The sequence below is a fragment of the Pseudomonas capsici genome (assembly GCF_017165765.1).
Taxonomy (GTDB): Bacteria; Pseudomonadota; Gammaproteobacteria; order Pseudomonadales; family Pseudomonadaceae; genus Aquipseudomonas; species Aquipseudomonas capsici.
On the sequence record NZ_JAFGZD010000002.1, the window covers coordinates 153,178 to 174,904 of the forward strand.

The 21,727-nt window shown below is 58.4% G+C and carries 22 protein-coding genes and 1 other RNA gene; 18 read left to right on the forward strand and 5 right to left on the reverse strand.

The annotated features are described in order from the left end of the window. Positions 1-8 precede the first annotated feature (8 nt). Positions 9-1,355: a tryptophan--tRNA ligase gene (locus JSY17_RS03435; RefSeq protein ID WP_206400565.1), complete on the forward strand. Its 1,347-nt coding sequence runs from the start codon at positions 9-11 to the stop codon at positions 1,353-1,355. A 63-nt stretch (positions 1,356-1,418) separates the two neighbouring features. Beyond that, complete coding sequence (gene zapE, locus JSY17_RS03440) at positions 1,419-2,513, forward strand: cell division protein ZapE (RefSeq protein WP_117165808.1); 1,095 nt, start codon at positions 1,419-1,421, stop codon at positions 2,511-2,513. 110 nt (positions 2,514-2,623) lie between these two features. Here zapE and JSY17_RS03445 read toward each other — a convergent pair whose 3' ends face one another. After that, positions 2,624-3,520 carry a GlxA family transcriptional regulator gene (locus JSY17_RS03445; RefSeq protein WP_162881763.1) on the reverse strand — a complete coding sequence of 299 codons (897 nt, stop codon included), beginning with the start codon at positions 3,518-3,520 and terminating at the stop codon, positions 2,624-2,626. Between the two features lie 462 nt (positions 3,521-3,982). Between JSY17_RS03445 and rplM the strand changes: the two genes are divergently transcribed. The 7 genes from rplM to JSY17_RS03480 all read left to right on the forward strand — a co-directional run bounded on the left by rplM (position 3,983) and on the right by JSY17_RS03480 (position 8,932). Next, positions 3,983-4,411, forward strand: a complete 429-nt coding sequence (gene rplM / locus JSY17_RS03450) for a 50S ribosomal protein L13 (protein ID WP_025261754.1) — start codon at positions 3,983-3,985, stop codon at positions 4,409-4,411. 14 nt (positions 4,412-4,425) lie between these two features. Then, complete coding sequence (rpsI, locus tag JSY17_RS03455) at positions 4,426-4,818, forward strand: 30S ribosomal protein S9 (protein ID WP_025261753.1); 393 nt, start codon at positions 4,426-4,428, stop codon at positions 4,816-4,818. Positions 4,819-5,069: 251 nt separating this feature from the next. Next, positions 5,070-5,663 (forward strand): ubiquinol-cytochrome c reductase iron-sulfur subunit, encoded by a 594-nt coding sequence (gene petA, locus JSY17_RS03460; RefSeq protein WP_117165810.1) that lies wholly within the window; start codon positions 5,070-5,072, stop codon positions 5,661-5,663. Continuing rightward, positions 5,663-6,874 carry a cytochrome b gene (locus JSY17_RS03465; RefSeq protein WP_117182144.1) on the forward strand — a complete coding sequence of 404 codons (1,212 nt, stop codon included), beginning with the start codon at positions 5,663-5,665 and terminating at the stop codon, positions 6,872-6,874. Before petA ends, JSY17_RS03465 begins: the two co-directional genes overlap by 1 nt. Then, positions 6,874-7,656: a cytochrome c1 gene (locus JSY17_RS03470; protein WP_117165812.1), complete on the forward strand. Its 783-nt coding sequence runs from the start codon at positions 6,874-6,876 to the stop codon at positions 7,654-7,656. Before JSY17_RS03465 ends, JSY17_RS03470 begins: the two co-directional genes overlap by 1 nt. Positions 7,657-7,883: 227 nt before the next feature. Further along, positions 7,884-8,501: a glutathione S-transferase N-terminal domain-containing protein gene (locus JSY17_RS03475; protein ID WP_117165813.1), complete on the forward strand. Its 618-nt coding sequence runs from the start codon at positions 7,884-7,886 to the stop codon at positions 8,499-8,501. Positions 8,502-8,518: 17 nt separating this feature from the next. Beyond that, positions 8,519-8,932 carry a ClpXP protease specificity-enhancing factor gene (locus JSY17_RS03480; protein WP_117165814.1) on the forward strand — a complete coding sequence of 138 codons (414 nt, stop codon included), beginning with the start codon at positions 8,519-8,521 and terminating at the stop codon, positions 8,930-8,932. A gap of 46 nt (positions 8,933-8,978) precedes the next feature. On the opposite strand, the gene JSY17_RS03485 is transcribed toward JSY17_RS03480, so the two are convergent. The 4 genes from JSY17_RS03485 to JSY17_RS03500 form a co-directional block, all read right to left on the reverse strand. Continuing rightward, complete coding sequence (locus tag JSY17_RS03485; RefSeq protein WP_117182145.1) at positions 8,979-9,551, reverse strand: BON domain-containing protein; 573 nt, start codon at positions 9,549-9,551, stop codon at positions 8,979-8,981. Further along, complete coding sequence (locus tag JSY17_RS03490) at positions 9,548-10,141, reverse strand: phosphoheptose isomerase (protein WP_117165816.1); 594 nt, start codon at positions 10,139-10,141, stop codon at positions 9,548-9,550. The genes JSY17_RS03485 and JSY17_RS03490 overlap by 4 nt, the downstream gene beginning before the upstream one ends. A gap of 170 nt (positions 10,142-10,311) precedes the next feature. Further along, a complete protein-coding gene (locus JSY17_RS03495; protein WP_206400566.1) occupies positions 10,312-10,683 on the reverse strand; it encodes a YraN family protein in 372 nt (123 codons plus the stop codon). Further along, positions 10,683-12,497, reverse strand: coding sequence for a penicillin-binding protein activator (locus JSY17_RS03500; protein ID WP_122371679.1), 1,815 nt, complete (start codon positions 12,495-12,497; stop codon positions 10,683-10,685). Before JSY17_RS03500 ends, JSY17_RS03495 begins: the two co-directional genes overlap by 1 nt. A 276-nt stretch (positions 12,498-12,773) precedes the next feature. Between JSY17_RS03500 and rsmI the strand changes: the two genes are divergently transcribed. From rsmI to mraY, 9 genes are all read left to right on the forward strand, one after another. Beyond that, a complete protein-coding gene (gene rsmI / locus JSY17_RS03505) occupies positions 12,774-13,646 on the forward strand; it encodes a 16S rRNA (cytidine(1402)-2'-O)-methyltransferase (protein ID WP_206400568.1) in 873 nt (290 codons plus the stop codon). Between the two features lie 83 nt (positions 13,647-13,729). Further along, an RNA gene (gene rnpB, locus JSY17_RS03510) (RNase P RNA component class A) lies at positions 13,730-14,087 on the forward strand. Between the two features lie 310 nt (positions 14,088-14,397). Then, complete coding sequence (mraZ, locus tag JSY17_RS03515) at positions 14,398-14,853, forward strand: division/cell wall cluster transcriptional repressor MraZ (protein ID WP_117165819.1); 456 nt, start codon at positions 14,398-14,400, stop codon at positions 14,851-14,853. A gap of 2 nt (positions 14,854-14,855) precedes the next feature. Then, positions 14,856-15,797, forward strand: a complete 942-nt coding sequence (gene rsmH / locus JSY17_RS03520; RefSeq protein ID WP_117182149.1) for a 16S rRNA (cytosine(1402)-N(4))-methyltransferase RsmH — start codon at positions 14,856-14,858, stop codon at positions 15,795-15,797. Further along, positions 15,794-16,087, forward strand: a complete 294-nt coding sequence (gene ftsL / locus JSY17_RS03525; RefSeq protein ID WP_117165821.1) for a cell division protein FtsL — start codon at positions 15,794-15,796, stop codon at positions 16,085-16,087. Before rsmH ends, ftsL begins: the two co-directional genes overlap by 4 nt. After that, positions 16,087-17,817: a peptidoglycan D,D-transpeptidase FtsI family protein gene (locus JSY17_RS03530; RefSeq protein WP_206400927.1), complete on the forward strand. Its 1,731-nt coding sequence runs from the start codon at positions 16,087-16,089 to the stop codon at positions 17,815-17,817. Before ftsL ends, JSY17_RS03530 begins: the two co-directional genes overlap by 1 nt. Further along, a complete protein-coding gene (locus JSY17_RS03535) occupies positions 17,817-19,280 on the forward strand; it encodes a UDP-N-acetylmuramoyl-L-alanyl-D-glutamate--2,6-diaminopimelate ligase (RefSeq protein WP_117182150.1) in 1,464 nt (487 codons plus the stop codon). The genes JSY17_RS03530 and JSY17_RS03535 overlap by 1 nt, the downstream gene beginning before the upstream one ends. Then, positions 19,273-20,640, forward strand: a complete 1,368-nt coding sequence (locus JSY17_RS03540) for a UDP-N-acetylmuramoyl-tripeptide--D-alanyl-D-alanine ligase (protein ID WP_200999404.1) — start codon at positions 19,273-19,275, stop codon at positions 20,638-20,640. Before JSY17_RS03535 ends, JSY17_RS03540 begins: the two co-directional genes overlap by 8 nt. Further along, positions 20,640-21,725 carry a phospho-N-acetylmuramoyl-pentapeptide-transferase gene (gene mraY / locus JSY17_RS03545; RefSeq protein WP_117165825.1) on the forward strand — a complete coding sequence of 362 codons (1,086 nt, stop codon included), beginning with the start codon at positions 20,640-20,642 and terminating at the stop codon, positions 21,723-21,725. Before JSY17_RS03540 ends, mraY begins: the two co-directional genes overlap by 1 nt. Positions 21,726-21,727 lie beyond the last annotated feature (2 nt).

The window sequence follows — 21,727 nt, forward strand, 5'->3', positions numbered from 1 at the left end:
GACCTGCCATGACTACTCGTATCCTGACCGGTATCACCACCACCGGTACTCCCCATCTGGGCAACTATGCGGGCGCGATTCGCCCGGCCATCGTCGCCAGCCGCCAGAAGGACGTCGATTCGTTCTACTTCCTTGCGGATTACCATGCCTTGATCAAGTGCGACGACCCGCAGCGCATCCAGCGCTCGCGTCTGGAAATCGCCGCGACCTGGCTGGCTGCCGGTCTGGATGTCGATCGAGTGACCTTCTATCGCCAATCCGATATTCCCGAGATCCCGGAACTGACCTGGCTGCTGACTTGCGTGGCCGGCAAGGGGTTGCTCAACCGGGCTCACGCTTACAAGGCTTCCGTGGACAAGAATGTCGAGGCCGGTGAAGACCCGGATGCGGGCATCACCATGGGCCTGTTCAGCTATCCGGTGTTGATGGCTGCCGACATTCTGATGTTCAACGCCCATAAAGTGCCGGTCGGTCGTGACCAGATCCAGCACGTCGAAATGGCCCGCGATATCGGTCAGCGCTTCAACCATCTGTTTGGCAAGGGCAAGGAGTTCTTCGTCATGCCTGAAGCCCTGATCGAGGAAAGCGTTGCGACGCTGCCCGGTCTGGATGGACGCAAGATGTCGAAAAGCTACGACAACACCATTCCGTTGTTCAGCAGCGCCAAGGACATGAAAGACGCGATCTCGCGTATCGTCACCGACTCGCGCGCCCCGGGCGAAGCCAAGGATCCGGACAACTCCCACCTGTTCACGCTCTATCAGGCATTCTCCAGTGCCGAGAAGTCGGCCGAGTTCCGCTCCGAGTTGCTGCAGGGGCTGGGTTGGGGAGAAGCCAAGAGTCGTCTGTTCAAGCTGCTGGATGGCGAACTGAGCGAGGCTCGCGACAAGTACCATGCGCTGATCGAGCGTCCTGCGGATCTGGAAGACATTCTGCTCGCCGGTGCCCAGAAAGCCCGTCGTGCCGCCACGCCGTTCCTTGAAGAGCTGCGCGAGGCGGTGGGCCTGCGTTCCTTCCGCACGGTTACGCAGAATGTCGAAACCGGCAAGAAGAAAGCTGCCAAGGGCGCACGGGTTGTGAGCTTCCGTGAAGACGACGGCAGTTTCCGTTTCCGTCTGCTGGCTGCCGATGGTGAGCAGTTGCTGCTGTCGGACAAGTTTGCCGATGGCAAGACGGCAGGCGCTGCCAGCAAAAGTCTGCTGGGGCCGGGCGAGCCACTCATCATCACCTCTGATCTCCACTTTGAGGTGGCTTTTGGCAATGCCAAGGCTGAAAGCCCGCAGTTTGAAAGTGCCGAAGCCGTACAGGCCGGTATAGAGCGCTTGCTGGCTGAGCTCAAAGCCTTGCAGGATTGATTGCCATTCCCCCGGGCCATCGCTACAGTGACGGCCCGCTTTTTTGTTGCCTTGTTAGCGAATATGACGCCCCTAGAACGATATCAAGCAGATCTGAAACGCCCTGACTTCTTCCACGATGCCGCGCAGGAAAACGCTGTGCGTCACTTGCAGCGTCTGTACGAAGATCTGGTTGCTGCAAACAACAGCAAGCCGGGCATGTTCGGCAAGCTGTTCGGCAAGAAAGAACCGACCCTGGTCAAGGGGCTGTATTTCTGGGGCGGCGTGGGCCGGGGCAAGACCTATCTGGTCGATACGTTCTTCGATGCCCTGCCGTTCGAGCAGAAGGTGCGGACTCACTTCCACCGCTTCATGAAGCGTGTGCACGAAGAGATGAAAACCCTCAAGGGCGAGAAGAACCCGCTTACCCTTATCGCCAAGCGCTTTTCCGACGAGGCGCGGGTGATTTGCTTCGACGAATTCTTCGTCTCCGACATTACCGATGCCATGATTCTTGGCACCTTGATGGAAGAGCTGTTCAAGAATGGCGTGACCCTGGTTGCCACGTCCAACATCGTGCCCGATGGCCTGTACAAGGATGGCCTGCAGCGCGCCCGCTTCCTGCCGGCCATTGCCCTGATCAAGCAGAACACCGATATCGTCAACGTCGACAGCGGCGTCGACTATCGCCTGCGCCATCTGGAGCAGGCCGAGTTGTTCCACTTCCCGCTCAATGAAGCCGCCCATGAAAGCCTGCGCAAAAGCTTCAAGGCGCTGACGCCCGAGTGTGCGCAGACCATCGAAAACGATGTGCTGATCATCGAAAACCGCGAGATTCGCGCCCTGCGTACCTGTGACGATGTGGCATGGTTCGATTTCCGCGAACTGTGCGATGGGCCTCGCAGCCAGAACGACTACATCGAACTGGGCAAGATTTTCCACGCCGTACTGCTCAGCGGTGTCGAGCAGATGAGCGTCACTACCGACGATATTGCTCGCCGCTTCATCAACATGGTCGACGAATTCTACGACCGCAACGTCAAGCTGATCATTTCGGCCGAGGTTGAGTTGAAGGACCTGTACACGGGCGGGCGTCTGACGTTCGAGTTCGCACGTACCCTGAGCCGCCTGCTGGAAATGCAATCCCACGAGTTTCTGGCGCGGGCGCATAAGCCTTAAGGGCGAAGCTGCAAGCGGCAAGTCATAAGCTGCAAGTAAGGGCAGATCGAGTTCTGCTTTTGATCTTCTTGCAGCTTGAAACTTGCAGCTTGTAGCTTTTCGGCAGGCCGCTATGCGGCCTGCTGAAACTGCTGCCTGTACTGATTCGGCGACAGGTCGGTGTGTTGGCGGAACAGGCGGGCGAAGAAGCTCGCATCGTCGTAGCCGATTTCATAGCTGATGGTCTTGATGCTCTTGCGGGTCCCCGAGAGCAGTCCCTTGGCTGTTTCGATGCGCAGGCGCTGCAGGTAATGCAGGGGCTTGTCGCCGGTAGCGGCCTGGAAGCGGCGCATGAAGTTGCGGATGCTCATGCCGTGGTTGCGGGCCACATCTTCGAAGCGGAATTTGTCCGCGAAGTGTTCTTCAAGCCAGTGCTGGATCTGCAGGATTATCACGTCCTGATGCAGCTTCTGGCCGCCAAAACCTATCCTTCCCGGTGAATAACTGCGTCGCACCTCATAGAGGATGTCGCGGGCTACTGCCTGGGCGACGTTCGAGCCACAGAAACGTTCGATCAGATAAATATAGAGGTCGCAGGCCGAGGTGGTGCCGCCTGCGCAATACAGGTTGTCGGCGTCTGTCAGGTGTTTTTCCTGATTGAGCAGGACCTTGGGAAACCTCTCGCTGAATGCATTGAAGAAGCGCCAGTACGTTGTGGCCTCCTTGCCGTCCAGCAGGCCAGCTTCGGCCAGCCAGAACACTCCGGTGGCTTCGCCGCACAGGACGGCGCCGCTGGCGTGCTGTTCGCGCAGCCATGGCAGTATTTGCGGGTATTGCTGTAGCTGGCTGTCGAAATCGTCCCAGAATGCCGGGATGACGATGATGTCGCTTTCGCACAATGGGCCGTCTACGGGCAGGGTGACGTCGCTGAAGCTGCCGACGGGCATGCCGTCCGGGCTCACCAGGCGGATTTCAAAGGCAGGCTTGAGGCCATGTCCCAGTTGCTTGCTGTATCGCAGGCTGGCCAGATGGAAAAAATCCTTGGCCTGCATCAGGGTTGAGGCGAATACCTTGTCAGTGGCAAGAATGCTTACACGCCGCAGCGGGGCGGTCTGTTGAATCGGCATAATCTTTTGTTCTTATATGGAATAGTGGTCAAACAACGGCTGAATCGTCTTATTTTTTCGCGGGTGTGTCTAGCCTGCAAAACCGTGACTGACAGGCCTGCCAACCTGATGGCTGGCCTGTCAGGGCAATAAACGGATCGTGAGTGGAAAATCTGGTTGAGGTTATTTTTTCAGCCTGTATAATCCGCCAGCTCTTTGCAGTGGAAGTGATGCGCCGTCTGCCGAAGAATCTTGCCGTATAACGGACGCGCTGACCCGAGCCCCCGATAGCGTCTGTTTCCGGCTGCCTTTGACTTGTCAAAGTACGCACTATTCAGTAAGATCCGCCGTCTCATTTTCAGGCGGCCCCTGAGGCTATAAAGAATGAAAACTTTTACTGCTAAACCGGAAACAGTTAAGCGCGACTGGTTCGTCGTCGACGCTGCTGGTCAGACCCTGGGTCGTCTGGCCACCGAAATCGCGAGCCGTCTGCGTGGCAAGCACAAACCGGAATACACTCCGCACGTCGATACCGGTGATTACATCGTCGTTATCAACGCTGAGCAAATCCGCGTTACCGGTGCTAAAGCTTCCGACAAGATTTACTACTCTCACTCCGGTTTTCCGGGCGGGATCAAATCGATCAACTTCGAAAAGCTGATCGATAAAGCTCCTGAGCGCGTGATCGAGACCGCGGTCAAAGGCATGCTGCCTAAGAACCCGCTGGGTCGCGACATGTATCGTAAGCTGAAAGTCTATGCGGGCGCTGTACACCCTCATACTGCTCAGCAGCCCCAAGAACTGAAGTTTTAACGGAATAGTTCATTATGTCGGCGACTCAAAATTACGGCACTGGCCGTCGCAAGACCGCAACCGCACGCGTTTTCCTGCGTCCGGGCACTGGTAACATCTCGATCAACAACCGTTCTCTGGACGTGTTCTTCGGCCGCGAAACTGCCCGCATGGTAGTTCGTCAGCCACTGGAACTGACCGAAACTGTTGAGAAGTTCGACATCTACGTCACCGTTATCGGTGGCGGTGTAAGTGGTCAAGCTGGCGCAATCCGCCACGGTATCACTCGCGCTCTGATGCAATACGACGAAACTCTGCGTAGCGCCCTGCGTAAAGCCGGTTACGTTACTCGTGACGCTCGTGAAGTTGAACGTAAGAAAGTCGGTCTGCGTAAAGCGCGTAAGCGTCCGCAGTACTCGAAGCGTTAATTCGCACTTCGTTCAAAAAGAACGCCCAGCCTCTTCGGAGCTGGGCGTTTTTTTATGCCTGTTAAATATGTGTGACAACGTGCCACAGGGCTGTAAGCCTTGATTTACAAGGTTTCCTACTTTTTGTGCGGTCTTATTACCTTGTTAAATGAAGGGTTTTTATTTACCATCCGGCCAAATCTATAAGCAGCTAGATTGAAATTAATAGACGCCTGATCAAACAGGCCACATAGCTGATGGGAGAGGACGGAATGAGCAATGACGGCGTGAATGCAGGCCGGCGTCGCTTCCTCGTGGCAGCCACATCCGTGGTTGGTGCAGCAGGAGCGGTGGGGGCTGCGGTCCCGTTCGTGGGGTCATGGTTCCCCAGTGCCAAGGCGAAAGCCGCAGGGGCACCGGTCAAGGTGAATATCAGCAAGATTGAAGCAGGGCAGCAGATGATTGCTGAGTGGCGCGGTCAACCGGTATTCATTGTTCGTCGTACCAAGGAGATTCTGGATAACCTCGGCAAGATCACCGGCCAGTTATCCGATCCCGAGTCCAAGGCTTCTGTTCAGCCTTCGTATGTTGATCCGGCGCTTCGTTCGATCAAGCCGGAAATCCTGCTTCTGGTCGGTCTGTGTACGCACCTTGGGTGCTCGCCGACCTTCCGTCCTGAAGTCGCGCCGGTCGATCTTGGCAAGGACTGGGTGGGGGGCTATTTCTGTCCTTGTCACGGCTCTCATTACGATCTGGCCGGTCGGGTCTACAAGTCGCAACCCGCGCCGCTGAATCTGCCAGTACCCCCGCATTCCTATGAGTCGGACAGTGTCATTGTCATTGGCGTGGATAAGGAGGGTGCGTGATGAGCAAGTTCATGGATTGGGTCGATGCTCGCTTCCCGGCGACAAAGATGTGGGAAGACCATCTCAGCAAGTATTACGCTCCAAAGAATTTCAACTTCTTCTACTTTTTCGGCTCCCTGGCGCTGCTGGTTCTGGTCAATCAGATCCTCACCGGTGTCTGGCTGACCATGAGCTATACGCCTTCGGCTGAAGAGGCGTTCGCGTCCGTCGAATACATCATGCGTGACGTCGAGTACGGCGCGATCCTGCGTCTGCTGCACTCCACCGGTGCCTCCGCCTTCTTTATCGTGGTCTACCTGCATATGTTCCGTGGCTTGCTCTACGGCTCGTATCAAAAGCCGCGGGAGCTGGTCTGGGTGTTCGGCATGCTGATTTACCTGGCGCTGATGGCTGAAGCCTTCATGGGCTACCTGCTGCCCTGGGGGCAGATGTCGTACTGGGGGGCTCAGGTGATCATTTCGCTGTTCGGTGCCATTCCGGTCATTGGTGACGACCTGACCCAATGGATTCGCGGCGATTACCTGATTTCCGGGATTACCCTGAACCGTTTCTTTGCTTTACACGTGGTCGCTCTGCCGATCGTGGTGCTTGGTCTGGTGGTGTTACACATTCTGGCGCTGCATGAAGTGGGTTCCAACAACCCGGATGGTGTGGACATCAAGAAGCTCAAGGACGAAAACGGCATTCCCCTGGATGGCATTCCTTTCCATCCTTATTACACCGTGAAGGATATTGTCGGCGTAGTGGTGTTCCTCTTCGTCTTTTGTTCCATCGTGTTCTTCTTCCCTGAAATGGGCGGCTACTTCCTCGAGAAGCCCAACTTCGAGGCAGCCAATGCCTTCAAGACGCCGGAGCACATCGCGCCTGTCTGGTACTTCACGCCGTTCTACGCGATCTTGCGGGCGATCCCGGACAAACTCATGGGCGTTATCGCCATGGGGGCGGCCATTGCGGTGCTGTTCGTGCTGCCGTGGCTGGATAGAAGCCCGGTCAAGTCGATGCGCTACAAGGGATGGTTGAGCAAGATCTGGCTGCTGTTGTTCTGTGTCGCTTTCGTGATCCTCGGTGTACTGGGCGTTCTGGCCCCGACCCCCGAACGCACGTTGCTGTCGCAGATCTGCACCTTTCTGTACTTCGCCTACTTCATTCTGATGCCGTTCTATACCCGGCTAGAGAAGACCAAACCGGTTCCAGAAAGGGTGACTGGCTGATGAAAAAGCTATTTGCTGTATTGATCCTCGCGATTCTGCCTGTCATCTCGTTCGCCGCCGAGCATGGTGCTCCAGAGCTGGAAAAGGTCGATATCGATGTCTCCGACAAAGCTGCGATGCAGGATGGCGCACGGACGTTCGTCAACTACTGCATGGGCTGCCACAGCGCCAAATATCAGCGCTACGAGCGTGTAGCCGATGATCTTGGGATTCCCCATGAACTGATGCTGGAAAAGCTGGTGTTCACGGGAGCCAAGATCGGCGACCACATGACCACCGGCATGCAGCCAAACGATGCCAAGACCTGGTTCGGTGCTGCGCCGCCTGACCTGACGCTGGTGGCGCGAGTGCGTGGCACTGACTGGCTTTATGGCTATCTGCGCTCGTTCTATGAGGACCCGGCTCGTCCACTGGGGGTGAATAACAGAGTGTTCCCCAATGTCGGTATGCCTAACGTGCTGGCCAGCCTTCAAGGCCGGCAGGTGGTGGGATGCAAGCAGGTGCAGGTGGTCGAGGAGGGCAAGAAACAATATGACCCTCTTACCGGTGCGCCGCTGACTCATGAGGCCTGCGATCAACTGACCATCGTGCCGAAAACCGGCAGTCTGACCGCAGAGCAGTTCGACGAGAAGATCAAGAATCTGGTGACCTTTCTGGCCTATTCAGCCAATCCGGTTAAACTGCAGCATCAGCGTATAGGCACTTATGTGCTGCTTTATCTGGCCTTCTTCTTTGTCTTCGCGTATCTGCTCAAGCGTGAATACTGGAAGGATGTTCATTGATCGAGCTGTAGCTTCGCACTGAAACAAGCGCTCCAGTGGAGTCTCCATTCGGATAGTGACTGCGAGGCGGGTATAGTGGCGGCGCAAGATAGCTCATTTACTTTGCGTAAATGAGCTATCTTGTCGCCCGCGACGACGACCTGTCTTTGCGCGGTCATAATCGGAGGCACCACTGGGGCGCGTTCGTTTGTCTGCCTTATAAATTTTAACAAGCGAGGAGGATCGCCATGGGCGTGACCAATCGGTTGGCCTGTTACTCCGACCCCGCCGACCACTATTCCCATCGCGTGCGTCTCGTGCTCGCTGAGAAGGGTGTCAGCGCCGAGATCATCGATGTGGTTGCGGGTCGTCATCCGCCCCAGCTCATCGAAGTGAATCCGTATGGCAGCGTGCCAACCCTGGTCGATCGTGACCTGGCGTTGTACGAGTCTACGGTGGTGATGGAATATCTTGATGAGCGTTACCCGCACCCGCCCTTGCTGCCGGTTTACCCTGTGGCGCGTGCCAATAGTCGCTTGCTGATCCATCGGATTCAGCGCGACTGGTGTGGACTGGTGGATCTTATTCTGGATTCGCGCAGCAAAGAGTCTGCCCGCGTACAAGCGCGCAAGGAATTGCGCGAAAGTCTGACCGGTGTTTCGCCGTTGTTTGCGGAAAAACCTTTTTTCCTCAGTGACGAGCAAAGCCTTGTCGATTGCTGTCTACTGCCCATACTCTGGCGTTTGCCAGTCTTGGGTATCGAATTGCCACGGCCTGCCAAGCCGTTGCTTGATTACATGGAGCGCCAGTTCGCGCGCGAGGCATTTCAGGCGAGCCTGTCTGTAGCCGAACGTGAGATGCGCTAAGGCTTAAGGAGCCGTTGATGAACTCCAGTCGCCCTTATCTGATTCGAGCTCTCTATGAGTGGATCGTCGATAACGATTGCACGCCGCATATATTGGTCAATGCGGAGTACCCGTCGGTGCAGATCCCTCAGGGTTTTGCCAACGATGGACAGATTGTCCTGAACGTTTCGCCCAGTGCTGTGCGTCATTTGCACATGGATAACGATGCGGTCAGTTTCGAAGGCCGCTTCGGCGGCGTGCCGCATACCTTGTATGTTCCGATTGGCGCAATCCTGGGTATCTATGCCCGGGAAAATGGCCAGGGCATGGTCTTCGATCTGGAGCCTCCGATGGAGGAAGAGGACGAGATCGAGCTGGAAGAGGACACGCCACCACCGGACAGCGAGCCGCCGCGTCCCAGCGGCAGGCCGAGCCTGAAGGTTGTGAAATAAAAAAAGGCGATCCATGTGGATCGCCTTTTTTAATGCCGCCATCTTATCAGTCGATGTACTCGAACAGCCGGACGATTTTCTGTACGCCGGAGACGCCCTGCACCAGGTTGGTGGCGCGATTGGCTTCATCCTGGGTGAGCAGGCCGAGCATGAAGACGATGCCGTTCTCGGTCACGACCTTGATACGCGAGCCGGGGATCGAGTTGTCTGCCAGCATCTGGGCCTTGATCTTGGTCGTCAGCCAGGCATCGTTGTTGCGTGCCAGCAGAGAAGATGGAGCCATGACCTGAAGTTCGTTGTTGACCTTCTTGACTCGCTGCACGGAGCTGGCAGCCTGCTCGGCCAGGGCCTTGAGGTCTGCACGAGGCGTCTGGCCGGCCAGCAGGACAATGCCGTTGAAGCTGGTGACGACAATGTGCGAGCCTTCGGCCAGATCGGGACTGGCCTTGGAGATGTTCACTGCGGCTTTGGTTTCGATGAGGGAGTCATCGATCTTGCTGCCGAAAGTCCTGGTTCCCCGATCATCCTCGATCGGTTTGTCGCGTGTTGCCGTCAGAACCGAGCTGCATCCGCTGATGCCCAGGCACAGAGTCAGGACCAATAAGCTGAGGCGATTCATTCTTCACTCCCGAACAGTTGGCTGTCGATCAGATCGCAAAGGCAATGGATCGCCAGCAGATGGACTTCTTGTATGCGTGCCGTGACGTTGGCGGGTACGCGGATTTCCACGTCCTCCGGCAATAGTAACGATGCCATGTCGCCACCGTCGCGTCCCGTCAATGCTACGACAATCATTTCTCGATCATGTGCGGCCTGGATGGCTTGAATAATGTTTGCCGAGTTGCCGCTGGTGGAAATGGCCAGCAGCACATCGCCCGGCTGGCCCAGGGCGCGGATCTGCTTGGAGAAGATTTCGTTGTAGCTGTAATCGTTGGCGATCGAGGTGATTGTCGAGCTGTCTGTGGTCAGCGCTATTGCGGGCAGGCTCGGCCTCTCGCGCTCGAAGCGATTGAGCAGTTCGGAGGAGAAGTGCTGGGCATCGCCGGCAGAACCGCCGTTACCGCAGGCAAGCATCTTTCCTTCGTTGAGCAGGGCGTTGACCATGACCTGGCTGGCTTGCTCGATAAAGGGGGCAAGGACCTCCATCGCCTGTTGCTTGGTGTCGATGCTGGCCTGGAACAGCCGGCGAATTCGGGATTGCATGTCCATCAATGTGACCTTAATGAGAGCGTACGGCGGCTGGTCGGGTGCGCTGCGGGTATTTCCGGCGGCTCACCACACACTGAATGTGCAGCCCGCAAATCAAATAGCAAAATGGGTGGTAAAGGGTGTTGCTGCGCGTCAGGTTTCCGATTGCCCGGGCTTTTGCCCGTGGTAATTCAACTGTCGAATGCGTTCTTGAGCCATTTCAGCGGAGCGCTCTTGCCGGGATCGCCATCGACAGCTATCACGTCGAAACGGCATGGATGATCGGCCCACTGTGACTCTTGTTGCAGGAACAGTTGTGCAGCGGTAATCAGTTTTTCCTGTTTGCGAAAATCGACGCTTTCCATGGCTCCACCCCAGCCTGAATGGCGTCGGTAGCGAACTTCGACGAATACTACTGTATCGCCGTCGAGCATGACTAGATCAAGCTCGCCGCGTTTGCATGACCAGTTCTGAGTGATCGGGCGCAGGCCTTGTTGCTGTAAATAGAGCAGGGCGCAGGCTTCCGCCTCGCGCCCTGCCTGTTTCCGGGTGTTGCCTGGCATCAATTGGGAGTGTCTGGCAGGCGCTGGACCTTGCCATCGACGAATTCTGCCCACGGCAACTGACGCTCGACACGACGGCTCGGGCTCATGCTCAGGCTGCCCGACAGACCGTCGATGCGGCTTTCAGGCAGTGCCTTGAGCTGGCCAAGGCGCGGAGCCAGGCGATAGGCGTCGATGCCCATGGCGTAGAGGCGACCCAGGCTGCCGGATGCCTGTGGCCACTGAGCGGTCACTTGCTGGCGCAGAGGGTCGTTGGCATTGAGCAGCCATGGGGTTTCGCAGAAGCGCACGCCGTTGAGGTCCAGATACTGGGCCTGATCGTTGCTGTTGGTGAACAGGTGAGAAGTGGCGTAGACCGGAACGTCACCAGCGTACTGGAAGACCATGGTCGGCTTGATCTGCTGGGCCTGCTGCGGAGTTGCAGCGAGGAACATGAAGTCGATGTCCTGGCGGCGTGTAGGCTGTGCTGCAACCTGAGTGCCTACGGTGCTTTGCAGGCGCTGGGCGCGGCCTTCGCTGTTGCGCAACTGGAACAGGTCGGCGACTTGCTGGGCAAGCGCGACAGGCTGGTCGACGTGTTCGGCGGCGATGAGTGTGCCGCCCTTGGCTTGCCAGCTCTTGCGGAAAGCATCCAGTACACGATCGCCCCATTCGCCTTTCGGCACCATGGCGACGGCACTGCGCTTGCCGTCTGCCCAGGCGCGACGGGCCACTTCCCGTGCTTCGTCTTCGGCGGCAAGGCCGAACTGGAACAGTTGTGCGGGACCTTCGGTATTGGAGTCGCTGTAGTTCAGGGCCAGCGTGGTCATGGGCAGTTGCTGGCGACCGTTTAGCTGTTTGACCAGATTCTTTTCCAGCGGACCGACTACCAGTTGGGCTCCGGCGGCCTTGGCCTGACGATAGAAATCATCCATCGAGGTGACGCGCGAGCTGTCGAAGACCTGGATGGCAGGCGGGTTCTGGCCGGCTTGCTGGGCCTGATAGTGCGCGGCCATGAAGCCTTCACGCAGCGCCTTGGCGACAGAGGCCAGTTGGCCGTCCTGTGGCAGCAGCAGGGCGATCTTGGTCAGCGGCTCGCTGGTCAGGGCGCGAAGCTGGGCGAGGGTGGTCGGCAGTTTCTGGGCGGCCGGATGTTGCGGGTTCTGTGCTTTCCAGGCGTCGATGGCAGCCTGTTGCTGTTCCAGCGTGCCGGCACCCTTGACCGAGCGGGCCAGGCTCAGCCAGCCGCCCATGTCGTCGGTGGCAGTGCTTTGCAACTGATCGGCAGGCAGGGCGGCAACAAGCGCCCAGATGGCGTCGTTGTTGGCGCTGGCGTCGTTACCTTGCAGCAGAGGGCCTGCAAACACGCGCTCGCGAGCTGCGGCGAGCGTCTGCCCGTCGGCTTCGAGTGCGCGGGCGCGGACGGCGTGGGTGCGGATCTGCTGTTCAACCGACAGTTCGCCCAGGCGTTGCAGGCTCGGATGATCCAGTGCGCTCAGTGCGGCTTTGGGTTGGTTGCGGCCCATGGCAAGTTCCGCAGCCAGGGTGCTGGCGAACACCTGCAGGCCGGGCTTCAACTGATCCAGGGGGACCTGGGCCAGAATCTGGGCGGCGCGACCGGGATTGTTCTGGCGATTCGCCAGATCTGCGGCGCTCAGGCGCAACGGGGCGGCCTGATCCGGCGTCTTGGCGGCAGCAGCCTGTTCGAGCAATTGCTCGATGGTGGCGTCGGGAGTGCGAGGCAATTCGCCAAGACTGGATGAGGGCGAGCTGGCGCAGGCTGCCAGAAGGGCAGCGAGGCAGAGGGCAGAGAACAGCCGCAGGCAGGCGATCATTGATGTGTTCCTGATACTCAAGCAAGTTAGCGGGGAATTGTACCCAAGCACTGGCCGGGGTGCGACTTCGAAGGTGTCGAAAGCAGTGATATTGGTCGTGTCATGGTTGCTCTATCGGCCAATACAGCTGATTCGAGAGTGTTTCAGTATCTTGCGACGGGGCAGAATCATGGAGTTGCTTCCTTTTATGCCCATCCCTGAATGTGTTGCACCATGGGGCAGGGTCGTAGCCTGTACAATGCGGTTTTTTCAACCATCGAAAATGAGGTCTGCGCTTTGACTGCTCCGGTTGTTTCAAATTCCACCCTGGGTTCGCTTTATGTAGTGGCGACGCCTATCGGCAATCTGGACGACATGAGCGTGCGGGCCTTGAAAGTGCTGCGTGACGTGGCGTTGATAGCGGCAGAAGACACTCGTCACTCCTCGCGCCTGATGCAGCATTTTGGAATATCCACGCCTCTGGCGGCCTGCCATGAACATAACGAGCGTGACGAGGGTAGCCGTTTCATCACTCGCCTGCTGGCGGGGGACGATGTTGCACTGATCTCCGATGCCGGTACGCCGCTTATTTCCGATCCCGGCTATCACCTTGTCCGGCAGGCGCGGGCGGCGGGTGTTCAGGTGGTTCCCGTGCCGGGTGCTTGTGCCTTGATCGCTGCCTTGTCGGCAGCCGGTCTGCCTTCGGACCGTTTTATCTTTGAAGGTTTTCTGCCGGCCAAGGCTGTCGGTCGCAAGGGTCGGCTTGAAATGCTGCGCGAAGAGCCGCGCACCTTGATCTTTTATGAGGCGCCGCACCGGATTCTGGAGTGTCTTCATGACATGGAGCAGGTGTTCGGCCCTGACCGGCCTGCATTGCTGGCACGGGAGCTGACCAAGACCTTTGAAACCCTCAAGGGGCTGCCGCTGGCGCAACTGCGTGCCTTTGTCGAAGGTGACAGCAATCAGCAGCGTGGCGAGTGTGTGGTGCTTGTGGCGGGCTGGACACCGCCCGAAGATGAGGATGTGGTGGGGGCCGAGGCGCGCCGGGTTCTGGATCTGTTGCTCGAGGAAATGCCTCTCAAGCGGGCGGCTGCACTGGCAGCGGAAATCACCGGTGTGCGCAAGAATCTGCTTTACCAGGTCGCACTGGACAAACAGAAGGATCAATAAGTTCCGTCTTGTGCGACAAATGCACGTCATTCTGGCTTTTAATGCTTGTTCTTGACGCCTCGTCCCGATACCCTTGGCAGCGGAGAGTCGATTGGACAGTCGCTGCCTCTTGTTGTTTCGCAACAAGGGGGGGAGGAAAGTCCGGGCTCCATAGGGCGGAGTGCCAGGTAACACCTGGGAGGCGCGAGCCTACGGAAAGTGCCACAGAAAATAACCGCCTAAGCACTTCGGTGCCGGTAAGGGTGAAAAGGTGCGGTAAGAGCGCACCGCACGTCTGGCAACAGGTCGTGGCAAGGTAAACCCCACTCGGAGCAAGACCAAATAGGGTTCCCAGGCGTGGCCCGCGCTGGAACCGGGTAGGTTGCTAAAGACGTCCAGTGATGGCCGTCGTAGAGGAATGACTGTCCTCGACAGAACCCGGCTTACAGATCGACTCTCCACCTTCCTTTCTCGTCTGCTGTTAAAGCAGCGGTTTTTCTTCTCCGTAATGCCAAAAAATTCTTACACTTAATAAATTACTTTAAGTTTGAGTCGCAATCATTTGGGCGGCTTCGTGTTTGCCTGTCAAAACCTTCGAGAAATTGTCTCTCCTCCTCCATTACCGCTCCTAAATCTCCGAAATGTAAGGGGTTTCCTTAAGACCGTGCCTTGACGGTGTGGTGGGCGCATTCCTATAGTGTGCGCAAGTGGCAGAAAGTGGCACGAAGTGGGTTTTTTTAGCGCGAAAAGTTAAAATTCGGAGAGTGCGCCTGTGTTTCGTGGTGCCAACGCAATCAATCTCGATGCCAAGGGTCGTCTCGCCATGCCGAGCCGGTATCGTGACGAGTTGGATTCGCGTAGCTCCGGGCAACTTATCGTGACCATTGATGCCGTTGACCCCTGCTTGTGTCTTTATCCGCTGTCCGAGTGGGAATTGATCGAGGCGAAACTTCGCGAGCTGGCTACCTTTCGCGAAGAAAACCGCCGGTTGCAGAGGCTTTTGATTGGTAACGCTGTGGATCTGGAGCTCGACGGCAGTGGGCGTTTCCTGGTGCCGCCGCGTCTTCGTGAATACGCCAGGTTGGATAAGCGTGTGATGTTGGTTGGACAGCTTAATAAGTTTCAACTGTGGGACGAGGATGCCTGGAATGCTCTTGCCGATGCAGACCTTGCAGCCATTCAAAAACCTGGCGCGATGCCTGATGAATTACGTGACCTGATCCTGTGACTATGAACAGCAGTTTTACCCACATCACCGTACTGCTCGAAGAAGCCGTCGAGGCTCTCGCTGTGCGCGCCGATGGCTGCTATCTGGACGGCACATTCGGTCGTGGCGGACATAGTCGTCTGATACTCCGGCATCTTGGGCCCGATGGCCGACTGCTGGGGTTCGACAAGGATCCTCAAGCGATTGCCACAGGGCAAGCGCTGGCGGCCGAAGACGGCCGCTTTGTCATTGTGCAGAGAAGCTTTGCCGAACTGGGCTCCGAGACTCAGGAGCGCGGGTTGGCAGGCAAGGTCAGCGGCATTCTGCTGGACCTTGGCGTGTCCTCGCCGCAACTGGACGACCCTGAGCGCGGCTTCAGTTTCATGAATGACGGCCCGCTGGACATGCGCATGGACCCGACTCGCGGCGTGAGTGCTGCCGAGTTCATCGCAACCGCACCTGCCGAAGAAATTGCACGGGTTTTCAAGGAATACGGTGAAGAGCGTTTCGCCAAACGCATGGCCAACGCTGTGGTTGAGCGTCGCGAAATCCAGCCTTTCGAGCGCACTGCCGATCTGGCAGAAGTCCTCAAGGTTGCCAACCCTGCCTGGGAAAAAGGCAAGAATCCGGCCACGCGGGCCTTTCAGGGCCTGCGTATTCACGTCAATAACGAACTGGGCGATCTGGAAGCCGGTCTTGAAGCGGCGCTGGACGCCCTTGAAGTCGGCGGTCGTCTGGTGGTCATCAGCTTCCACTCGCTGGAAGACCGCATCGTCAAGCTGTTCATGCGCAAGCTCGTCAAGGGTGAAGCTGACAACATGCCTCGTAACCTGCCGATCCAGTTCAAGGCCTTCGAGCCGAGGATCAAGCTTATCGGCAAGGCGCAGTTCGCTTCGGACGAAGAAACCAGAGCCAATCCACGCTCGCGCAGTGCTGTCATGCGTGTGGCGGAGAAGCTCAGGTGAGCCGTCTGTTCCTCAAGCCATTGCCCGGCGGCAGTCTGATCATGCTGCTGCTGTTCATTGCCGTCCTCGTTTCGGCAATCGGCGTGTCCTACAGCGCCCACTGGAACCGGCAGTTGCTCAACTCCCTGTACTCGGAAATGAGCGTGCGCGACAAGGCGCAGGCCGAGTGGGGGCGTCTGATTCTCGAGCAGAGTACCTGGACGGCCCATAGCCGTATCGAGAACCTGGCCACCGATCAGTTGAAGATGCGCATCCCCAACGCTGCCGAAGTGCGGATGGTGGCGCCATGATGAAGCTTGAAGGTGCTCTGTACCCGTGGCGGTTCCGTGTGGTGGTAGGGCTGCTCGTCATTCTGGTGCTCGCCATCTGCTGGCGCATTGTCGATCTGCAGGTCATCGACCACACCTTCCTCAAGGAGCAGGGTGATGCTCGCAGCGTCCGCCATATTCCTATCCCGGCTCACCGTGGTCTGATCACCGACCGTAACGGCGAGCCTCTGGCTGTCAGTACGCCTGTGACCACGCTCTGGGCCAACCCGCGTGAAATGCAGCAGGACAAATCCAAGTGGCCGATTCTGGCGACTGCTCTGGGTCAGGACCTCAAGGCCATGACCGAGCGCCTGGACTCCCAGGCCACCAAGGAATTCGTCTATCTGGTTCGCGGCCTGACGCCTGAGCAAGGGCAGGCTGTGCTCGACCTCAAGGTTCCCGGTGTCTATGGCATCGAGGAGTTCCGGCGTTTCTATCCGGCCGGTGACGTGACCGCACACATGGTCGGCTTCACCGACCTCGACGATCATGGTCGCGAGGGGGTCGAGCTGGCCTATGACGACTGGCTCGCCGGGGTGCCCGGCAAGCGGCAGGTCATCAAGGACCGCAGGGGGCGACTTATCAAGGACGTCCAGGTAACCAAGAACGCCAAGGCCGGCAAGACCTTGGCTTTGTCTATTGATCTGCGTCTGCAATATCTGGCCACCCGCGAGTTGCGTAACGCCATAGTAGAGAACGAAGCCAAGGCCGGTAGCCTGGTAATCATGGACGTCAAGACTGGCGAAGTCCTGGCCATGGTCAACCAGCCGACCTACAACCCGAACAACCGCCGCACCATGGTGCCGGCCGCGATGCGCAACCGGGCAATCATCGACGTGTTCGAGCCGGGCTCGACCATGAAGCCGATTTCCATGACCACGGCGCTGGACAGCGGACGCTGGAAGCCTACCGACAAGGTCGAGGTTTATCCGGGCACCTTGCAGATCGGCAAGTACACCATTCGTGACGTGACCAAGACCGAAGGGCCGATCCTCGACCTGACCGGCATCCTGATCAACTCCAGTAACGTGGGCATGAGCAAGATCGCCTTCGACGTGGGCGGTGAGGCGATTTTCCGCACCATGCAGCGCGTCGGTTTCGGCCAGTACACCGGCCTCGGCTTCCCGGGCGAGCGCGTGGGCAACCTGCCGAACTACCGCGAGTGGCGCAAGGCTGAAACCGCGACCCTGTCCTATGGCTACGGCTTGTCGGTCACTGCCTTGCAACTGGTGCATGCCTACGGCGCACTGGCCAACAATGGCCGGATCGTGCCGCTGACCATCCTGAAAAGCGATACGCCGCCGACCGCAGTGCAGGCCATTCCGGAAAACACCGCCAAGACCCTGCAGGGCATGTTGCAGCAAGTGATCGAAGACCCGCGCGGCGTGTATCGCGCCCGTGTGCCGTCCTATCACGTCGGCGGCAAGAGTGGTACTGCACGCAAGACTTCCATCGGCACCAAGGGCTACGCGGAAAACTCCTACCGCTCCCTGTTCGCCGGTTTTGGCCCGATGAGCAATCCGCGCTACGCGATCGTCGTTGTGATCGATGAACCGAGCAAGGGTGGCTATTTCGGTGGTCTGGTTTCTGCCCCGGTATTCAGCAAGGTCATGTCCGGTACGTTGCGTCTGATGAACGTGACACCTGACAACCTCGCCGCGCCCCAAGAGCAGGTCAATGTTGCCCCTGTAGTGAAAGGAGGGCGTGGCTGATGGCTTTCAATCTGAGCAAGATTTTCGCTCAAACCGACCGCGATCCCCTGATTCGCGAGTTGACGCTCGACAGTCGTAATGTTCGTCCGGGAGACCTGTTCCTGGCCGTGCCCGGTATCAAGCTCGATGGCCGTGCCCACATTGCCGATGCCTTGCAGCGCGGCGCTGCGGCAGTGGCTTATGAGGCCGAAGGTTCGACGGTATTGCCTATCACCGATGTGCCGTTGATTCCGGTCAAGGGCCTGGCTGCGCAGTTGTCGGCCATTGCCGGTCGCTTCTATGGCGAGCCGAGCCGTGGTCTGAATCTGGTGGGCGTGACTGGAACCAATGGCAAGACCAGCGTCACGCAACTGGTTGCCCAGGCTCTTGATCTGCTCGGTCAGCACTGTGGCATTGTCGGTACTCTGGGGACCGGCTTCTATGGCGCGCTGCAAAGCGGTCGCCACACCACGCCTGATCCGATTTCCGTACAAGCCACCATCGCTGACCTGAAAAAGGCCGGTGCCCGCGCCGTTGCGATGGAAGTCTCCTCCCACGGCCTCGACCAGGGACGTGCCACGGCTCTGGATTTCGATGTCGCCGTACTGACCAATCTGTCCCGCGATCACCTTGATTACCACGGCACCATGCAGGCCTACGGTGCAGCCAAGGCCAAGCTGTTTGCATGGCCGGATCTGCGTTGCCGGGTCATCAATCTGGACGACGAGTTCGGGCGTGAGCTGGCCGAGGTCAAGCATCACTCGCGGCTGGTGACCTACAGCCTGCTGGACAAAAGCGCATCGCTGTATTGCCGCGATGCGAAGTTCGATGACGACGGCGTACGCGCCACGCTGGTGACTGCGCAGGGCGAACACCTGCTGCGCAGCCGTCTGCTGGGCCGCTTCAACCTGAGCAATGTGCTGGCTGCCATCGGCGCCTTGCTGGGTCTGGAATATGCGCTGGACGAAATTCTCAAGGTCTTGCCAAAGCTGGAAGGTCCGGTCGGACGCATGCAGCGTCTTGGCGGTGGCGACAAACCTCTGGTCGTGGTCGATTACGCTCATACCCCCGATGCTCTGGAGCAGGTGCTTCATGCCTTGCGTCCACATGCCAAGGGCCGTCTGTTGTGCCTGTTCGGTTGCGGTGGCGATCGTGACAGTGGCAAGCGTCCGCTGATGGCCGAAGTGGTCGAGCGTCTTGCCGATGGTGTCTGGGTGACGGATGACAATCCGCGCACCGAAGCACCGAGCCGGATTTTCGACGATATCCGCCCGGGTTTCGTGAACGCCGCTGCCGTGCATTTCATTGAAGGCCGTGGTCAGGCGATTGCCGAACTGATTGCCAGCGCCGATGCCGCGGATGTCGTGGTCCTGGCTGGCAAGGGGCATGAGGATTATCAGGAGATCGACGGTCAACGCCACGCGTTCTCTGACCTGGAAGAAGCCGCCAAGGCTCTGGCCGCATGGGAGCTTGCGCATGCTTAAAGCATTGACCTTCAGCGAACTGGTTGCGCCACTCGACGCTCGTTCTGTTGGCGACTGCACCTTTACCGGCGTCAGCACCGACAGTCGCGCCATCCAGCCGGGCCAATTGTTCGTGGCTCTGACCGGACCGCGTTTCGACGGTCACGAATATCTGGATCAGGTTGCTGCCAAAGGTGCCGTGGGTGCTCTGGTCGAACGGGAAGTGGAAGGCTCGACCTTGCCGCAACTGGTCGTGCTCGATACTCGCAAGGCGCTGGCACAGTTGGGTGCGATCAATCGCAATGCCTTTGTCGACAGGCCTGTTGCTGCAATCACCGGTTCCAGCGGCAAGACCACGGTCAAGGAAATGCTGGCCAGCATCATGCGCACTCGCGGGCCGGTTCTGGCTACCCGTGGCAACCTGAACAACGAACTGGGCGTGCCTCTGACCCTGCTTGAACTGGCACCGGAATACTCTTCGGCAGTCATCGAGCTGGGTGCCTCGCGTGTCGGCGAAATTGCCTTCACCGTCAGCCTGACAAAACCTCATGTCGCTTTGATTACCAATGCCGGGACTGCCCATGTCGGCGAGTTCGGTGGTCCGGACCGGATCGTTGAAGCCAAAGGTGAAATCCTCGAAGGGCTCGATGCCAGCGGTATCGCTGTCCTGAACCTCGACGACAAGGCTTTCCCGATCTGGCGGCTGCGTGTCGGTGAGCGAAAAATCGTCAGCTTTGCCCTGAACAACAGCCAGGCCGACCTGTACGCCAGCGACCTGGGGCGCGATGCGCGTGGTTGTCCGAGCTTTTTGCTGCACAGTCCGCTGGGGACTGCGCAGGTGCAATTGAACCTGCTGGGTACACACAACGTGGCCAATGCCCTGGCGGCAGCGGCTGGTGCCTTTGCGCTGGGCGTGCCCCTGGACGGCATCGTCACGGGCCTGAACAACGTTCAGCCGGTCAAGGGGCGCACGGTTGCACAAATCGCCAGCAATGGCGTGCGGGTGATCGATGATTCCTACAACGCCAATCCTTCTTCCATAAATGCCGCTGTCGATCTGCTTGCCGACTTCCCGGGCCGAACCGTTCTGGTGCTGGGTGATATCGGTGAGCTGGGCGAGTGGGCAGAGCAGGGGCACCGCGATGTGGGCACCTATGCCGCCGGCAAGGTTTCGGCACTGTATGCCGTTGGCCCGCTGATGGCTCATGCCGTCAACGCCTTCGGCGAGAATGCGCGGCATTTTGCCAGTCAGGCCGACCTGATTGCAGCGCTGGGTGCCGAGCAAGACCCCAATACCACTTTACTGATCAAGGGTTCGCGTAGTGCCGCGATGGAAAACATCGTGGCTGCCTTATGCGGTTCTAGCCTGGAGAAACATTGATGCTGCTGCTGTTGGCCGAGTTTTTACAACAGTTTCATAAAGGCTTTGCGGTCTTCCAATACCTGACCTTGCGCGGGATCCTCGGCGTGCTCACGGCCTTGACCCTGTCGCTGTGGCTGGGGCCGTGGATGATTCGCACCCTGCAAATGCGCCAGATCGGTCAGGCCGTGCGTAACGATGGTCCGCAATCGCACCTTTCCAAGTCCGGCACCCCGACCATGGGCGGTGCCTTGATCCTGTCGTCCATCGGTATCAGTACCCTGCTGTGGGCTGACTTGAGCAACCGCTATGTGTGGGTGGTTCTGCTCGTCACGCTGTTTTTCGGTGGCATCGGCTGGATCGATGACTATCGCAAGGTGATCGAGAAGAACTCCCGTGGCTTGCCAAGCCGCTGGAAGTACTTCTGGCAGTCGGTGTTCGGCCTGTGCGCAGCGATCTTCCTTTATACGACTGCGCCATCGGCAACCGAGACCACCCTGATCGTGCCGATGCTCAAGGATGTGCGCATCCAGCTGGGCATGGTCGGTTTCATCGTCCTGACCTATTTCGTGATTGTCGGCTCCAGCAACGCGGTCAACCTGACCGATGGCCTGGACGGTCTGGCCATCATGCCGACCGTGATGGTCGGCGGTGCGCTGGGCATCTTCTGCTACCTGTCGGGTAACGTGAAGTTCGCCGAATACCTGCTGATTCCCTATGTGCCTGGAGCGGGTGAACTGATCGTGTTCTCCGGTGCGCTGATTGGTGCGGGGCTCGGGTTCCTCTGGTTCAACACCTACCCGGCCCAGGTGTTCATGGGCGACGTCGGTGCCCTGGCACTGGGCGCGGCACTGGGCACCATGGCGGTGATCGTCCGTCAGGAAATCGTTCTGTTCATCATGGGCGGCGTGTTCGTGATGGAAACCCTTTCAGTGGTCATTCAGGTTGCGTCATTCAAACTGACCGGTCGCCGCGTCTTCCGCATGGCGCCCATCCACCACCACTTTGAACTCAAGGGCTGGCCTGAACCGCGTGTGATCGTCCGTTTCTGGATCATCACCGTGATTCTGGTGCTGATCGGCCTTGCAACGCTGAAACTGAGGTAGAC

Bases quoted from the DNA above. Each gene is read 5' to 3' on its own strand.
- JSY17_RS03530 (WP_206400927.1), top strand. From the start codon at position 16,087: ATGAAGCTTGAAGGTGCTCTGTACCCGTGGCGGTTCCGTGTGGTGGTA.
- JSY17_RS03465 (WP_117182144.1), top strand. From the start codon at position 5,663: ATGAGCAAGTTCATGGATTGGGTCGATGCTCGCTTCCCGGCGACAAAG.
- JSY17_RS03535 (WP_117182150.1), top strand. From the start codon at position 17,817: ATGGCTTTCAATCTGAGCAAGATTTTCGCTCAAACCGACCGCGATCCC.
- JSY17_RS03500 (WP_122371679.1), bottom strand. From the start codon at position 12,497: ATGATCGCCTGCCTGCGGCTGTTCTCTGCCCTCTGCCTCGCTGCCCTT.
- JSY17_RS03475 (WP_117165813.1), top strand. From the start codon at position 7,884: ATGGGCGTGACCAATCGGTTGGCCTGTTACTCCGACCCCGCCGACCAC.
- rplM (WP_025261754.1), top strand. From the start codon at position 3,983: ATGAAAACTTTTACTGCTAAACCGGAAACAGTTAAGCGCGACTGGTTC.
- JSY17_RS03490 (WP_117165816.1), bottom strand. From the start codon at position 10,141: ATGGACATGCAATCCCGAATTCGCCGGCTGTTCCAGGCCAGCATCGAC.
- JSY17_RS03480 (WP_117165814.1), top strand. From the start codon at position 8,519: ATGAACTCCAGTCGCCCTTATCTGATTCGAGCTCTCTATGAGTGGATC.
- petA (WP_117165810.1), top strand. From the start codon at position 5,070: ATGAGCAATGACGGCGTGAATGCAGGCCGGCGTCGCTTCCTCGTGGCA.
- JSY17_RS03470 (WP_117165812.1), top strand. From the start codon at position 6,874: ATGAAAAAGCTATTTGCTGTATTGATCCTCGCGATTCTGCCTGTCATC.
- zapE (WP_117165808.1), top strand. From the start codon at position 1,419: ATGACGCCCCTAGAACGATATCAAGCAGATCTGAAACGCCCTGACTTC.
- JSY17_RS03495 (WP_206400566.1), bottom strand. From the start codon at position 10,683: ATGCCAGGCAACACCCGGAAACAGGCAGGGCGCGAGGCGGAAGCCTGC.
- mraY (WP_117165825.1), top strand. From the start codon at position 20,640: ATGCTGCTGCTGTTGGCCGAGTTTTTACAACAGTTTCATAAAGGCTTT.
- JSY17_RS03485 (WP_117182145.1), bottom strand. From the start codon at position 9,551: ATGAATCGCCTCAGCTTATTGGTCCTGACTCTGTGCCTGGGCATCAGC.
- rpsI (WP_025261753.1), top strand. From the start codon at position 4,426: ATGTCGGCGACTCAAAATTACGGCACTGGCCGTCGCAAGACCGCAACC.
- JSY17_RS03435 (WP_206400565.1), top strand. From the start codon at position 9: ATGACTACTCGTATCCTGACCGGTATCACCACCACCGGTACTCCCCAT.
- JSY17_RS03540 (WP_200999404.1), top strand. From the start codon at position 19,273: ATGCTTAAAGCATTGACCTTCAGCGAACTGGTTGCGCCACTCGACGCT.
- rsmH (WP_117182149.1), top strand. From the start codon at position 14,856: ATGAACAGCAGTTTTACCCACATCACCGTACTGCTCGAAGAAGCCGTC.